Genomic DNA, 14508 nt, shown 5'->3' on the forward strand with positions numbered 1-14508 from the left:
GAGGAAAGTCCCAGGGACGACGGCGCCCTTGGCGCCTGCCGGATAAAGCGCGGAAGTTTGCCATAGGCCCCAAGCGGACAATGGCGCCGAATGCGTATCTTGAAGAAACTCCTGAGCTTGATCGGCATGGCGCTGCTGGTGCCGGTGCTGCTGTTCGAGGAGTGGGGCTGGGACCCGCTGGCCCGCGGCGCAGCCCGGCTGGCGCGGCTGCGCATCTGGGCGCGCATCGAGGCCGCGGTGCGTGCGCTGCCTCCCTGGGGCGCGGTGCTGGCCTTCTTTCTGCCGGCACTGATGCTGCTGCCGGTCAAGCTTTTCGGACTCTTCCTGCTCGGCGAAGGGCACGCCGTGAGCGCCTTGCTGCTGCTGCTCGGTGCCAAGCTGGTGGGCACCGCGATCCTGGCACGGCTGTTCCAGCTGGTCCAGCCGGCGCTGATGCGCATCCCATGGTTCGCGCGCTTCTATCCGCGCTGGAAAAGCTGGAAGGACGGCGTGCTGACGCGCGTTCGCGAGAGGCGTGCCTGGCGCCTTGTGCGGGCGCTGAGACGCCGCATTCGTCGGGGCTGGCGGCGCCTGCGGGAAGGTTGAGCTCCTTATTTTTACCCGGGTATATTGAAGAACTCAATTTACCCGGGTAATATGTGGGCATGAACTTGCCACAAGAAACGCGGCGCGCCCTGACGCGAACGTACAAAGACGCCCTGCGACCGGCAGGGGTCCTGGCCATCACGAACACCTTGAACGGCCGCAGCTACATGGCCGGCAGCCTGGATGTCGAGGGTGCCCTGAACCGCGCGCGCTTCGAGCTTGGCCTGCGCTCGCACCGCAACAAGGCGCTGCTGCGCGACTGGATCGAACACGGCGCGGCGCACTTTCGCTTCGAAGTGGTCGACCGGATCAAGGAGAGCGACGACCCGGCCTTCGACCGTGGCGCCGAAGTCGAGAAGCTCCTCGCCCTCTGGCGCGAGGAACGCCAGTGTGTCGGCGAACGCGGGTACCACGCACCGTGACGCTCGAAGCTCGTCAGCGGGTAGATTACGAGCCTCCTTCCTGCCCGGCCCCCTCGATAACAAAGAAAACCACCATGCCGTCCGATTCCGCCCCCCTCAACCTGATCGTCTTCGCTGACCTGAAGCGCATCGCCCACGGCAGCACGGCTGACGTGCTCGCGCAGTTGCGCGAGCGGGAAGACGATGCGCCCTGCCTCGTGTTCGACGAACAGACTGGCGAATTGCTCGACTTCGATGTGCATCACAGGGCCGGCGCCGCGACACCGGCGGCCAGCGCCGAGGCGCCTGCAGAGGCGCCGCGCGGCGTAGGCCGTCCCAAGCTGGGCGTCGTGGCGCGCGAGGTCACCCTGCTTCCGCGCCACTGGGACTGGCTCAACCGCCAGCCCGGCGGCGCTTCCGTGGCGCTTCGGCGCCTGGTCCAGGAGGCCAGCCGCGTCAACGCCGACCGTGACGCCGTACGTGCGGCGCGCGAATCCGCCTATCGATTCATGACCGTGATCGCCGGCTCCCTGCCCGGCTTCGAGGAAGCCACCCGCGCGCTGTTCGCCGGCGACCGCGAGCGCTTCGCGCAACGCGTCGCGGATTGGCCCGAGGACGTCGGCGCCCAACTCCACAAGCTCGCCGCATCGGCCTGGAGCCAGCAATGAGCGCCGTCGACCCGGCCGCCGCTGCCGCTGCCGACACGGTGCCGCCGCCGGTCGCCCCACCCGCCAATGCGCGCATGGCCGCGATGGCGTCCAAGCCGCTGTGGAAGGTGTTCCTGCTGTTCCTCGCGCCGATGTTGCTGAGCAACATCCTGCAGTCGCTCTCGGGCACGCTCAACAACGTCTACCTGGGGCAGATGCTCGGTGTGCGCGCGCTGGCGGCGGTGTCGGGCTTCTTCCCGATCATGTTCTTCTTCATCGCCTTCACGATCGGCCTCGGGGCTGGCGCCTCGGTGCTGATCGGCCAGGCCTGGGGCGCGCGCGAGCCCGACAAGGCGCGCGCGGTGGCCGGCACGACACTCACGGTGGGCATCCTGCTCGGCCTCGGTGTCGCGCTCTTCGGCGGCATCTTCACCGAACCGATGCTGAAGCTGCTCGGCACGCCGGCCGACATCCTGGTCGACGCCACCCGCTACGCGCGCATCATCCTGATCGCGATGCCGGGCCTGTTCGTGTTCCTGCTGTCGACCGCCATGCTGCGCGGCGTCGGCGACACCGTGACCCCGCTCTACACGTTGATGATCTCGACCGCGCTGGGCCTGGTGATCACGCCGGCGCTGATCAGGGGCTGGTTCGGCCTGCCGCAGCTCGGCGTGGCCAGCGGCGCCTGGGCCACCGTGGTCTCCTTCGTGGTCGCGACCGCCTGGCTGGCCTTCCATCTTCGGCGCAAGAAGAGTCCGCTGGCGCCGGATGCCGACTTCGTGCGGCACTTGCGCGTGCGTCCGGCGCTGCTCAAGGCGGTGCTCAAGGTCGGCGTGCCGACCGGCGTCCAGATGATCGTCGTCTCGCTGGCCGAGATCGCGCTGCTGTCCTTCGTCAATGCCTACGGTTCCGATGCGACCGCGGCCTATGGCGCGGTCAACCAGGTGGTGGCCTACGTGCAGTTCCCGGCGATCTCGATCGCGATCACGGCCTCGATCCTCGGCGCCCAGGCGATCGGCGCCGGCCAGGTGCAGCGCCTCGGCGCGATCACCCGCACCGCGCTGTTGATGAACCTGATGCTGACCGGCTCGCTGGTGGTGCTGGGCTACCTGTTCTCGCGGCCGCTGATGGGCTTCTTCATCACCAGCGAGCCGGTGATCGAAGTGGCGCAGACGCTGCTGCACATCATGCTGTGGAGCACCGTGATCTTCGGCATGGGCGCGGCCCTGTCGGGGATCATGCGCGCCAGCGGGTCGGTGCTGGTGCCGACCGCGATCTCGATCTTCTGCATCGCGCTGATCGAGGTGCCGGTGGCGTGGGGGATGAGCCACCGCCTGGGCCTGAACGGCATCTGGATCTCCTATCCGGTGGCCTTCACCGCGATGCTGACGCTGCAGGCCTGCTACTACCGCTTCGTATGGCGCAAGAAGGCGATCCAGCGGCTGATCTGAGCGCGGCCGCGCGGCCGATCCTCTACTCCTTCCGGCGTTGCCCCTATGCGATGCGGGCGCGGATGGCCATCGCCGTCAGCGGCCAGTTCTGCGAACTGCGGGAGGTCGTGCTGCGCGACAAGCCGGTCGAACTGCTGGCCGCGTCGCCGAAGGGCACGGTGCCGGTGCTGGTCGACGTGGATGGCCGCGTGATCGACCAGAGCCTTGACATCATGCTGTGGGCGCTGAGGCGCAACGACCCGAAGCACTGGCTGAGGCCCGCTCACGCGACGCTGGACGAGATGCTGGCGCTGATCGCCGAATGCGACGGTGATTTCAAGCGGCACCTGGACGGCTACAAGTATCCGGAGCGGCAACCGGTGGCCGAGGCCGGTGCCGAATCACATCGCGCACGAGGCGCCCTCTTCCTCGCGCGGCTTGAGACGCTGCTGCAGACCCGGTCCTGTCTGCACGGCGACACGCCCGCGGTCGCAGATATCGCGATCGCGCCTTTTGTGCGGCAGTTCGCGCAGGTCGATGCGGCCTGGTTCGAAGCGCAGGAGGCCTGGCCGCGCCTGCACGCCTGGCTGGCCGCACGGCTCGAGGCACCGGTCTTTGCGCACGTGATGCACAAGTACCCGCCCTGGCGCGCCGGCCAGCGCGGCGTCGAGTTCCCTGCCTGATCGAAAACCTCAGGACGTCTGCGCGATCAACTCCAGCGGCACGACCTCGACCTCGCCGCCGGCGACGCGCTTGCTTTCCTCGGTATAGCGCTTGAAGAAATCCTGGCTCTGCAAGGCCTTGATCGCCTGCTCGTCCGACGCGGCGGCCAGATGGTAGTAGCCTGCGCCATCCCGCTCCTTCAGGCAGCGGTAAGAAATCTTGCCCTTCACGGCCGGCTCGGTGTCCAGCCAGGCGATGAACTGGCGGATGTGCTCATGCCATGCCTCGGCCGTGCCGTTCTTGAACTGGTACTTGATGAGGAAGTGCTTCATCGACGGCCACCTTTCGGATGTCGGACTGGCGGCGGCGTCGGAACGCCCAGGGGCCGACGCCGCACCTGACGCCATTGGGCTCGGGAACGCGCGGACTGGCAAGCCGGGACGGGAAAAGGACGGCTGTTCTCGCAGCTATTCGAACACCACGGCTCCCGCTTCGCTATCCCTGACGCGCCGCTTCGCCCGCGGCCCAGCGCCACACCGCCTGGATCGCAGGCTCGCGCTCGCGCCCGTTTGCCGCCGCGAGGAAATAGCTGCCTGTCGAGAGAATCGGCCCGAACGGTTGCAGCAATGCGCCGCTTCGCAGTTCGTCGGCGGACAGTGTCAAGCTCAGCAAGGCGACGCCGTGGCCCGCCAATGCGGCGAGCATCGCGTGCGTCTCGTCCGAGAACGACAGATCGCCCTTCCCGCCCTTTTCTCGCGTCCTGCCGCCGTGCCGTCCTTGCGGCGCGATGCCGGCCTCGTCGAACCAACGCATCCAAGTCGCGGGCGCATGCGCCCGTGCCTGCCAGTCGAAGTGGATCAGCGGCATCTTCGCCAGGTCCTGCGCGCGGCGAAGGCCCAGATGCGGACTGCACACGGGCGCATATCGTTCGGCGATCAGCGCTTCGGTCACCAGTCCGGGCCACCGCCCCGATCCCGAGCGGATCGCGAGATCGGCCTCCGCGCGCGTCAGATCAACGACCGCGTCGCTCGCATGCAGGCGCAGTTCGATGCCGGGGCATGCGGCCCGGAAGCTGGCCATCCGCGGCAGCACCCATTTGGCGGCGAAGGCGGCGTGAGTGGTCAGCGTCACGGTCTCGCGGGCGCTTCGTGCGCGTGCGGAGCGAACGCCCGCCTCGACCATGTCCAGCCCTTCGCGCACGGCAACGAAAAGTCGTTCGCCAGCAGGCGTCAATGCAAGCTGACGCGTGAGCCGACGAAACAGCGGCTGGTCGAGCGCCTCTTCGAGGCCACGCACCTGATGGCTGATGGCGGTCGGCGTGACGGACAGCTCGCGCGCGGCGCGCTGAAAACTGAGGTGGGCTGCGGCGGCTTCGAATGCGCGCAGCGACGACAGCGGAGGCAATCGCCTGGGGCTTCGAACAGATGAATTCAATTCATCTAAAGGCAAGAAATCATCGTTTGTCATCGTCATTTCGACATTTGAAAATTCAAAGACCCTGACGCCTTTCTCAAAGAGAAACGAAAAAATAACTCATCCATTATGTCCAACGAAAGCTCCCCGATGACACAGATTCTTCATATCGACGCCAGCGCCCGTGCCGGCCGCTCCGGCATCGATCCCCATGGTTCACACACACGCAGGCTCTCTGCTCGCTTCGTCGAGCGCTGGCGCGCTTCGCGGCCCGACGACCCGATCGAGTACCTCGACGTGGGTCGGTCGCCGCCCGCGCACGTCACGGGACCATGGATCCACGCGGCGTTCACGAAACCCGAGGCGCGCGAGCCATGGATGCATGACGTCCTGGCGGAAAGCGATCGCCTGGTGGACCAGTTGCTCGCGGCCGACCTGATCATCGTGGGGCTGCCGATGTACAACTTCAGCGTGCCGGCGCAGTTCAAGGCCTACATCGACAATGTCGTTCGTGTGGGCCGCACGTTCGGTTTCGACCGTGCGCGGGGCGAGGTGCCGTACTGGCCCCTGCTGTCCGATGCCGGCAAACGCGTGGTGTTGCTGGGTTCGCGTGGCGACTTCGGCTATGGCGACGCTCAGCGCATTGCACACCTCAATCACGCCGAAGCCAGCGTGCGCACCGCTCTGGGCTACATCGGCATCACCGAGGTCTTCGACGCCGCGGTGGAATACGACGAGTTCGGTGGCGAGCGGCTGGCCCGGTCGATCAAACAGGCGGAGTGCGCCGTCGACCAGTTGGTCGAACGGTTGACGACGCAAGCAACTCTGAGGCGCGATGGTCAGATCACGCAGTGGAGATGAGCTTGTTGCCGTTCGGGTCGCGAAAGTAGCTGCAGTAGATGGGACCGCGTTCGAACTCCGGGCTGTACCGAAGATCGGACAGAGTCAAGTCGACACCGCTTCCCGCTCCGGCCAATACTGCGCCAGCATCCGCTGGTGATAGCCCACGAGGTTCGATCGGCCGGCCACCAGTTCCTTTTGCGGGGAATCGAAGGGAGGCAGCAACAGCGTGTGAAGGAAAGCGAAGACGGTCGCATCGAGTTCGCTCGGCCGGTCGCCCAGGAAGTACGGCTTGTCGGCCAGGAAGTCGCTGGCCGCGGCATAACCGCGGTCCGCCATGGCGTGGATTTGCTCGATGGGTCGCCGGCCGGTGCCTTGCGCCTTGAGCTGGGCCAGCGTGTTGCGCCGCACCGCCCTGACCGCCCACGGGCGCACGAATGCGGGCACGCCCAGCGCGCCCATGTAGTCGGCCATGACCGCGATCAGGATTGCGAAATTCGGGTCCGGAACCCAGCGCTGGTAGTAGGCGGCGAAATAGAGGTCGGTCTCGAACAGGGATCGCCAGGCGCGCGCCACCGCCCGCTCGGACGGGCCCCAGCGCCGCTCACCCAGCGGGTCCTGATGCAATTCGCGCAGCATGTCGATGATCTGCTGCGAATCATTGAGAAGCCGGCCGTCGTCCAGCGTCAAGGCCGGCAGCTTGTCGTTGCCCATCTTGCGCACATTGGCGACCTGCGTGGTGCACGGCAGCTGCGCCATCCGCAGCCAGGTCAGAAGCTTGACGACGAACGGACTCAGGTCGATGCAGTTCCAGGCGGGGCCGAAGGTATGGACGATCATCTCGATGCTCTGTGATTTGCCCAGAGGCTAACCCGACGAGGCCCGAAAGCCGAGCGGCCTGCGACAAACCGCTACGAGATGCTCACTCGAACACCTCGTCGCCCGTCGGTTCGCAGTGCGGCACCGCGTTCATCGTGTGCCGCAGCTTCGCCAGCTCCCAGTACATCCGTCGTGCGGATGCACCTATGAGGTCCTCTAGCGGATCCGGGTGTTTGGTGCGCTGCGCGCGGGATCGCGACCGATGAGCATCCAGGCGCTCAGGGCGCTCAGCAGTGCCAGGCCGGCGCACACGAGCATGACCCAGCGGAAGCCCGAGACGAAGGCGGCGTTGACCGTCTGCCTGAGCGCCGCGGCCGCAGCCGCGTCGGCGCCGGGCGGCAGCGCGGCGCCCGCCAGTTGGCTGCGCTGGGCCTGCACGAAGGCGGTGGTCTCGGCCGAGGCGCCGAGCTCGCGCAGGCCCTGGCCCAGCCGCAGGTCGAAGGCCCAGGCCAGGACCACGCCGAAGACCGCGATCGCCAGCACCGCCGCGGCACGCGAGACCGCGTTGTTCACGCCCGAAGCGATGCCCGCGAGATCCGCGCCGACCGCATTCATCACGGTGGTGGTGAGCGGCGCGACCGTCACCGTCATGCCGAAGCCGAGCACCACCACCGCCGGGAAGAACGAGGTCCAGTAGTTCGCGCCGACACCCGGCACCGCGAACAACGCAAAACCGATCGCCGCGATGCTCGGCCCCACCACCAGCGGCAGGCGCGGGCCGAAGCGATCGACCAGTTGTCCGGCCCAGCCCGAGAGCGCGAACATGATCAGGATGAACGGCAGCAGGGCCGCGCCCGCCACCGTCGCCGAGTAGCCCTGCACCTGGATCAGGTTGAGCGGGAAGAAGTACAGCCCGCCGCCGAGCGCCGCATAGAGCAGCAGCGTCAGCAGGTTGGCGCCGCCGAAATTGCCGATGCGAAGCAACGGCAGCGGCAGCATCGGCGAGCGCACCCGCCACTCGACCACGACGAAGGCGACGCTGGCGGCGAGGCCGCCGAGCAGCGCAGCCAGCACGGACGGCGAGCCCCAGCCCTGGGTCGGCGCCTCGATGAAGGCATAGACGATGCCGCCGAGCGCGACCGTGGCCAGCGCCGCGCCCCAGAGATCGAGCCGCTCCCCGGCGGCCGCGCCGCCACGGCTTTCAGGCACGTGGCGCCAGACGATCAGCAGCACCACGACCGCCATCGGCAGGTTGACCAGGAAGGCCCAGATCCACGAGTAGTGATCGACCAGGAAGCCGCCCACCACCGGCCCGATGGCGGCCGTGATGCCGCTGAAGCCCGACCAGGTGCCGATCGCGCGGCCGCGCTCCTTCTCGGGAAACGATGCGCTGATGAGCGCCAGGCTGCCCGGCACCAGCATGGCGCCGCCGACACCCTGCACCGCGCGCGCCAGGATCAACTGCCGCACGTCGCCCGCCAGCGCGCAGCCGAGCGAGGCCAGCGCGAAGAGCGCGACGCCGACCGCGAAGATTCTCCGCCGCCCGAAGTGGTCGCCCAGCGACCCGCCGACGAGCAGCAGCGCGGCAAGAAAGAGCGCATAGGACTCCACCACCCACTGGGCCTGGAAGGCGGTCGCATGCAGATCGGCCTGGATCGCGGGCAACGCGACGTTCACCACCGTGCCATCGATGAAGGCCATGCTGGAGCCGATGATCGCCGCGCCCAGCACCCACGGCTTCGAGGCCGGCGGACAGCCGGTCGGCTCGCAGCCGTGAAGGATCAGCGTGTCGTCGCCCGGTGGCTTGCCGATCTGGCTCATGGGGTGTGCCCTCCGCGCAGGGGTGTTGGTCGCCGGAGTATGAAGGCCGGCCGCGATTCCGGCGCAGGACCGCCCACGCGATCGACGCCGTCGAACCGGATTTTCAAGGCTCGGGCCCGGGCGCCGCACCGGTTCCCGGCTTCGGGCCTCGTGATAGATTGCACGCCGGGAAGTTTCCCGGGACGCGTGCGCGAACAAGAACGGAAGAGGATCGGAATGGGACCCTGGCTGGCCAGGATGCTGAAGCGCACGGCGCTGCTGCTGGGCATCGTTTTCGTCACCCTGATCGCGGTTCGCACCTACGACGTGCAACGCGGCCCGGCGCTCGAACCGTGGCATACGCACGTACCGCACGAGCTCTCCGGCGACGAGATCCGCAAGGCCGACTGGCCCGCCTGGCTGGCGGCCGAGAACGCGGCCTTCGATCAGGTCCGGCAGGAGGTGACGCAGAAGCTGCCGCCCGAGCTGCAGACCCCGTCGAACCGCTATTTCGAAGGCAGCCCGATCTATCCGGGCCATTTCCGGCAGGACTGGAACCGCTCCTACACGCTCGACCCGCAAGGGCCGCCGAAGGGGGCGGTGGTGCTGCTCCACGGCCTGACCGATTCGCCCTTCAGCCTGCGCCATGTCGCCACGCTGTACCGCGACCGCGGCTTCGTGGTCGTCGCGATCCGCATGCCGGGCCACGGCACCGTGCCCGCCGGGCTGACCCACGTCCAATGGGAGGACTGGTCCGCGGCGACGCAGCTCGCGGTGCGCGAAGCACGGCGGCGCGTGCCGGCGCCGTTGCCCCTGCACGTGGTCGGCTTCTCCAACGGCGGCGCGCTGGCGACCAAGTACGCACTCGATGCCATCGACGACAGACAGCTTCCGCGGCCCGACCGGCTGATCCTGATCGCGCCGATGATCGGCATCACCGAGCTGTCGCGCTTTGCCGGCGTGTTCGGCTGGCCGGCCGTCTTCCCGGCCTTCGCCAAGGCGGCCTGGCTCGGCATCGTGCCGGAGTTCAACCCCTTCAAGTACAACTCGTTCCCGGTCAACGGCGCACGCCAGTCGTCCCTGCTCACGCGCGACCTGCAGGCGCACGTGCTGCGCGAGGAGCGAGCCGGCCGGCTCGACCAGCTGCCGCCGATCCTCACCTTCCAGTCAGTGATCGACTTCACGGTCAGCACCCGCGCGATCGTCACCAGCCTCTATGCGCGGCTGCCCGCCAATGGCAGCGAACTGGTGCTGTTCGACCTCAACCGCAGCGTCAAGTTCGGACCGCTGCTGCGCTCCGGCAGCGACCTGCGGCCGGACCGGGTGCTGCCGCCGGCACCGCGGCGTTTCCGCTCGACGCTGGTCACCAATGCCGACATTCACAGCCGCGAAGTCGTGGAACAGGTCACGGAGGCCGGCTCGACCACGGTGCAGACCCGGCCGCTGGGGCTCGAGTTTCCGATCGAGGTGTTCTCGCTCTCGCACCTGGCCCTGCCCTTCCCGATCACCGATCCGCTGTACGGCATCCGGCCCGACGACAGCGACGATTTCGGCGTCAACCTCGGCGCGCTGGCGGTGCGCGGCGAGCGCGGCGGGCTGATCGTCAGCCTGGATTCGCTGACCCGGCTGTCCTCGAACCCGTTCTACGACTTCATGGCCGAACGGATCGCGGCGACCATTCCGGCGCCCTGATCAGCGGGCCGCCACACGCATCAGGCGCGCCGCCTCTTCCGCGCGCGCGTCGTCGACCTCGCGCAACACGCCCCCCAGGTCGACCGGCCCGGTCGCGCGCACGAAGGTGCCCGTCAATGCCGAGGCGGTGTGCAACTCGCCGCGTTCGTAGAGGTTCCAGATCTCTTCGCCGTAGCGGGTCGGCAGTAGTTCGGGTGCGAACTGGCCGAAGAAGGCATTGAGATTCGCCACGTCGCGCAGCAGCATCCGCCGTGCGTGGTTGTTGCCCGCCGCGTCGACGGCCTGCGGCAGGTCGATGATCACGGGACCGTCGGCGCCGAGCAGCACGTTGAACTCCGAGAGATCGCCATGCACCACGCCGGCACACAGCATGCGGACCACTTCCACCAGCAGCGTCGCATGGTGCCGCCGCGCATCCTCGGGCGTGAACACCACGTCGTTGAGGCGCGGCGCGGCATCGCCCTGCGCGTCGGTGACCAGCTCCATCAGCAACACGCCGTCGCAGAAGTTGTAGGGCTCCGGCACCCGGACGCCCGCGGCCGCCAGGCGATAGAGCGCGTCGACCTCGGCGCTCTGCCAGGCGGCCTCGGTGGCCTGCCGTCCGAACTTGGTGCCCTTGGCCATCGCGCGCTGCAGGCGCGTGTTCTTGACCTTGCGGTTCTCGGTGTAGTCGACGGCCTGGCGAAAGCTGCGCTGGGTGGCTTCCTTGTAGATCTTGGCGCAACGCGTGTCGTCGCCGCAGCGCACCACGTAGACCATCGCTTCCTTGCCGCTCATGAGCTGGCGTACCACGCTGTCGATCAGGCCTTCGTCGATCAGCGATTGCAGTCGGGGGGGTGCTTTCATGGCGCATTCTGCCTGTCGGCCATTCACAGCCCGGCGCAGCCGCCCTCCGGCTCACGACTTCAGGCGTGGATCCAGAACGCGCTTTCCGCAAACTCCTCGCCGTTCCACCAGCCGGCCTTGCCGGTACCGCGGCTGAAGTTGCGCACCCCGGCCTGGCTCTGCAGCGGCGCGATGACCAAGCCGGCGGCATTGCGGCGGGCGCTCGCGGTGGCGGTTTCGGGCACCACCGCGACGATGTGGCCCGAGCGGCCGTCCTCTTTTCTTCGCGCCACGATCAGGCCGACCGCACCCTGGTTGGCGGCCTGTTGCAGCTCGGTCAGCATCCCGCTCTGGCGCCAGCCGAAGGCCTGGCCGAAGTCGCGCAGCCAGCGGAACAGGTCGTTGGCGCGCAGTTCGACCACGGTGTTGCCGATCATGGGCGTCACCTGCGCTCCACCGGCCAGCGCCAGGATGGCCGGCGTCGTCCACCAGACCCGCGGCAGGTACACGCCCGCGAGGTGGCAGAAGTCGTGGCAGTAGATGTTGCAGAAGGTCAGGCCCGCGCGCGGCTGGTAGCGCTTGTGCGAGGGCTTGTCCACCGCCAGCCAGTCGACGATGGCGCCGAGCTCGGCACGCAGCGCCTGCGCACTCGTGCCGAGCCGGCCCGGCTGGTTCGGCTCGTTCAGCGAATGGGCGTTCGCGTTGTCGCGGCGCCGGGTCAGGTGGCCCGGCGGACGCGGCAGGGCCGCCGCCGGCGGCGTGAAAACCGGCTGCGGCGCTGCGCGGGCGCCGTTCGGCGTCACGGGATTCCGGCGCGTGGGCGCGGGCGCCAGGAACTTCGTCGACGCGAAGCCGTGCAGCCGCGCGCCGAAGAGTTCGGTCTCCACCTCCAGGAAGCCCTTCACCGGCATTCCGGTCACGGCGCGCACCGGATGCCCGCTGGGCAGGTTCGCGACCACATTGGCCTGGGGCGGCGTGCTGATCGAAGGCGCGCTGCGAAGGCGCAGCATGCCGTCGACCGTGGTCACCACCATCGCCGCTCCCTCGGCGATCGGCGGCGCGGGCGGCGGCACGATGGCGACACCCGGCGGCGGTTCGACCAGCGGTGCCGGGTCATCCGGCATTGCAGCGGTGCGCGCCAGCCGGATGAAGTCGAACAGCAACTCGCCATAGAAGCGGGTGCCGTTGAAGTGGCCCTGCCTGAGGCCCTTGGCGGGACTGAAGCCGCCGGTGTTGTAGGCGATGCCGACCGCGGCGAGTTCGAGGTCGCCGAGCGACTCGCGGTCCTGGAAGCCCAGCTTGCGCAGCGCGTGGCGCAGCTCGACCAGGCACTTGCCCAGCGTCTCCTCGAAATGCTCGTACCGGCGCTCGAGAAAATAGTCCGGATCGGTCAGGAAGAACTGCAGGTCGCACTGGAACATGCCGTAGCCGTGGCAGAACTTGTCGGGCCGGGCGGCCGCGCCGGTGTAGCCCGGCACCTTCGCCGCCATCTCGACCAGCGCCTGGCGGGCGATCGCGAACATCCGGTCGCCGTTCGGCCGGGCCAGCAGCTCGGCCTTGGTCCTCGGGAAGGCGCGGCGACCCTTGTCGGCATCGAGCGTGTCGCCGACGCAGAGCGCGAGGATGCGCGGCGTCGCCATGTTCTCGCGCCGCAGCAGCGGCCAGATGTGGCCGGTCTCCTGGCAGGCGATGGCGGCGATCATGTCCACGGTCAGCGGGGTGCCGGCCAGGAGCGGCACGATGCGCGGCCCGAACTCGGTCTTGAACCACAGGATGTCCGAACGATCTGGCATGAGGCCCCCCTTGGCGCCACAGGTGCCTCAACGATAGGAGGCTGCCCCGCGGCCGGCAATCGGCCGTCGGAGATAGGGCCGGACTGCACCGCCTGGGGGCGGCGAATGCACGGAGTGACGGGCGTGGGGGCTGGGTCCGCCGCCGGGCCGCCCCAAGGCGGACCGCGCCCCCTCGGGGGTCAGCGAGTACACGGAGTGACGAGCGTGGGGGCTTCAGTCCTGCCGGGTGCGCAGCGTGCTGCAGACCGCGGCGACTGCCGCGCAGCAGGCCGCAAGGCTCAGCGCAATCACCTGCCCCTTGCCCTCGTGCGGGCTCCAGAAACTGAAGATCGCGGCCAGCAGCACCGCGCCCAGGGTCTGGCCCGTGAGCCGCGCGGTGCCCAGCATGCCGCTCGCCGCCCCGCTGCGGTGCGGTGGCGGCGTGGTCACGATGGTGTGGTTGTTGGGCGACTGGAACAGCCCGAAGCCCAGGCCGCACAGCACCATGCGCCAGACGATGTCGACGTTGCCCGGATGCGCCGGCAGCGCCGCCAGCAGCGCCAGGCCGGTGGCCAGCAGGGCCAGGCCGATGCCCCCCAGCAAGCCGTCGGAGTATCGGCCGATCAGCCGACCCGCGATCGGGGCCATCACCACGATCGCCAGCGGCCAGGCGGTGATCAGCAGGCCGGCTTCGACGTGCGAGCGCCCGTAGGTGTCCAGCAGCAGGAAGGGCAGCGCGATGAACGACAGCATCTGGGCGCAGAAGGCAGCCACCGAGGTGCCCATCGAGAGCGCGAACACCGGGATGCGCAGCAGGTCGACCGGGAACAGCGGCACGGCCAGCGCAGCCTGCCGCCGCAGGTAGAGGAAGCCAACCGCCACGCCCGCCAGCAGCAGCGCCCAGGCCATGGGCCCGGCGCCTTGCCCGGATTCGCCGCGCACGCCCAGCCGATCGGCGCCGACGAAGATCAGCGCGAACATCGCCACGTTGAGCACGACGTCGATCAGCGAGAAGCGAACCCCGGATGACATCGAATCGTTGACCGGCAGCGCCCGCAGGCCCAGCACCCACACCAGCGCCCCGAGCGGCACGTTGAGCGCGAACAGCCAGGGCCACGAAGCGACCGAGAGGATCCCGGCTGCCACCGAAGGGCCTGCCACCGAGGCGGTGGCCACCACCATCGAGTTGATCGCCATGCCGCGTCCGAGCTGGGCCGACGGAAAGATGCGCCGCACCAGCGCAGCGTTGACGCTCATGATGCCGGCGGCGCCCAGCCCCTGCAGCGCTCGGCCCGCGATCAGCATGCCGAGCGAGTTGGACAGCGTGGCAATGAGCGAAGCGGCCGCGAACAGTGCCATGCCTGTGAGGTAGACGCGCCGGTAGCCGATCCGGTCGCCGAGCGAGGCGAGCGGCAGCAGCATCACGAGGGCCGCGATCTGGTAGGCGTTGACCACCCAGATGGCATGCGCCGGGTCGGCCTGCAGCTCGCGCGCAATGCCCGGCAGCGCGAGATTGACGATGGTGCCATCAAGAATCGCCACCGCGATGCCGAGGATCACCACCATCATGGCCTGCCGGCGCTGCGGCTGGGGCAGCCCGTCGGGCGCGGCGGAAGCGGCG

Annotated in this window: 14 protein-coding genes; 7 read left to right on the forward strand and 7 right to left on the reverse strand. The window is 68.6% G+C overall.

What is annotated here, in order from left to right:
- The first annotated feature begins 90 nt into the window (after positions 1–90).
- The 5 genes from AC1D2O_RS08420 to AC1D2O_RS08440 all read left to right on the forward strand — a co-directional run bounded on the left by AC1D2O_RS08420 (position 91) and on the right by AC1D2O_RS08440 (position 3746).
- Entirely contained in the window at positions 91–585 is a 495-nt protein-coding gene (locus AC1D2O_RS08420; RefSeq protein WP_478086408.1) for a hypothetical protein, read from the forward strand.
- 59 nt (positions 586–644) lie between these two features.
- Positions 645–1007 carry a GIY-YIG nuclease family protein gene (locus tag AC1D2O_RS08425; RefSeq protein WP_478086409.1) on the forward strand — a complete coding sequence of 121 codons (363 nt, stop codon included), beginning with the start codon at positions 645–647 and terminating at the stop codon, positions 1005–1007.
- Between the two features lie 74 nt (positions 1008–1081).
- Positions 1082–1654 (forward strand): DUF2239 family protein, encoded by a 573-nt coding sequence (locus tag AC1D2O_RS08430; RefSeq protein WP_478086411.1) that lies wholly within the window; start codon positions 1082–1084, stop codon positions 1652–1654.
- A gap of 74 nt (positions 1655–1728) precedes the next feature.
- Positions 1729–3084, forward strand: a complete 1356-nt coding sequence (locus AC1D2O_RS08435; protein ID WP_478156817.1) for an MATE family efflux transporter — start codon at positions 1729–1731, stop codon at positions 3082–3084.
- Complete coding sequence (locus tag AC1D2O_RS08440; RefSeq protein ID WP_478086412.1) at positions 3051–3746, forward strand: glutathione S-transferase; 696 nt, start codon at positions 3051–3053, stop codon at positions 3744–3746. The genes AC1D2O_RS08435 and AC1D2O_RS08440 overlap by 34 nt, the downstream gene beginning before the upstream one ends.
- 9 nt (positions 3747–3755) lie before the next feature.
- Here AC1D2O_RS08440 and AC1D2O_RS08445 read toward each other — a convergent pair whose 3' ends face one another.
- Together AC1D2O_RS08445 and AC1D2O_RS08450 are read right to left on the reverse strand one after the other, a co-directional pair.
- Positions 3756–4058 (reverse strand): hypothetical protein, encoded by a 303-nt coding sequence (locus tag AC1D2O_RS08445; RefSeq protein WP_478086413.1) that lies wholly within the window; start codon positions 4056–4058, stop codon positions 3756–3758.
- A gap of 163 nt (positions 4059–4221) precedes the next feature.
- Positions 4222–5199: a LysR substrate-binding domain-containing protein gene (locus AC1D2O_RS08450; protein ID WP_478086415.1), complete on the reverse strand. Its 978-nt coding sequence runs from the start codon at positions 5197–5199 to the stop codon at positions 4222–4224.
- 90 nt (positions 5200–5289) lie between these two features.
- Between AC1D2O_RS08450 and AC1D2O_RS08455 the strand changes: the two genes are divergently transcribed.
- Positions 5290–6000 carry an FMN-dependent NADH-azoreductase gene (locus tag AC1D2O_RS08455; RefSeq protein ID WP_478086416.1) on the forward strand — a complete coding sequence of 237 codons (711 nt, stop codon included), beginning with the start codon at positions 5290–5292 and terminating at the stop codon, positions 5998–6000.
- Between the two features lie 84 nt (positions 6001–6084).
- Here AC1D2O_RS08455 and AC1D2O_RS08460 read toward each other — a convergent pair whose 3' ends face one another.
- Positions 6085–6819, reverse strand: coding sequence for a glutathione S-transferase family protein (locus tag AC1D2O_RS08460; RefSeq protein WP_478086417.1), 735 nt, complete (start codon positions 6817–6819; stop codon positions 6085–6087).
- 195 nt (positions 6820–7014) lie between these two features.
- Complete coding sequence (locus tag AC1D2O_RS08465; protein ID WP_478086419.1) at positions 7015–8619, reverse strand: MFS transporter; 1605 nt, start codon at positions 8617–8619, stop codon at positions 7015–7017.
- A 216-nt stretch (positions 8620–8835) separates the two neighbouring features.
- Between AC1D2O_RS08465 and AC1D2O_RS08470 the strand changes: the two genes are divergently transcribed.
- Entirely contained in the window at positions 8836–10290 is a 1455-nt protein-coding gene (locus tag AC1D2O_RS08470; protein ID WP_478086420.1) for an alpha/beta hydrolase, read from the forward strand.
- Here the strand turns inward: AC1D2O_RS08470 and AC1D2O_RS08475 are convergent, their stop codons facing one another.
- The 3 genes from AC1D2O_RS08475 to AC1D2O_RS08485 form a co-directional block, all read right to left on the reverse strand.
- Positions 10291–11136: a PA4780 family RIO1-like protein kinase gene (locus AC1D2O_RS08475; protein WP_478086421.1), complete on the reverse strand. Its 846-nt coding sequence runs from the start codon at positions 11134–11136 to the stop codon at positions 10291–10293.
- 59 nt (positions 11137–11195) lie between these two features.
- Complete coding sequence (locus AC1D2O_RS08480; protein ID WP_478086422.1) at positions 11196–12908, reverse strand: hypothetical protein; 1713 nt, start codon at positions 12906–12908, stop codon at positions 11196–11198.
- 213 nt (positions 12909–13121) lie between these two features.
- On the reverse strand, positions 13122–14456 hold the full coding sequence (locus tag AC1D2O_RS08485) for an MFS transporter (protein ID WP_478086452.1): 1335 nt from the start codon (positions 14454–14456) through the stop codon (positions 13122–13124).
- Positions 14457–14508 lie beyond the last annotated feature (52 nt).

Source organism: Variovorax sp. P1_G12 (assembly GCF_056405555.1).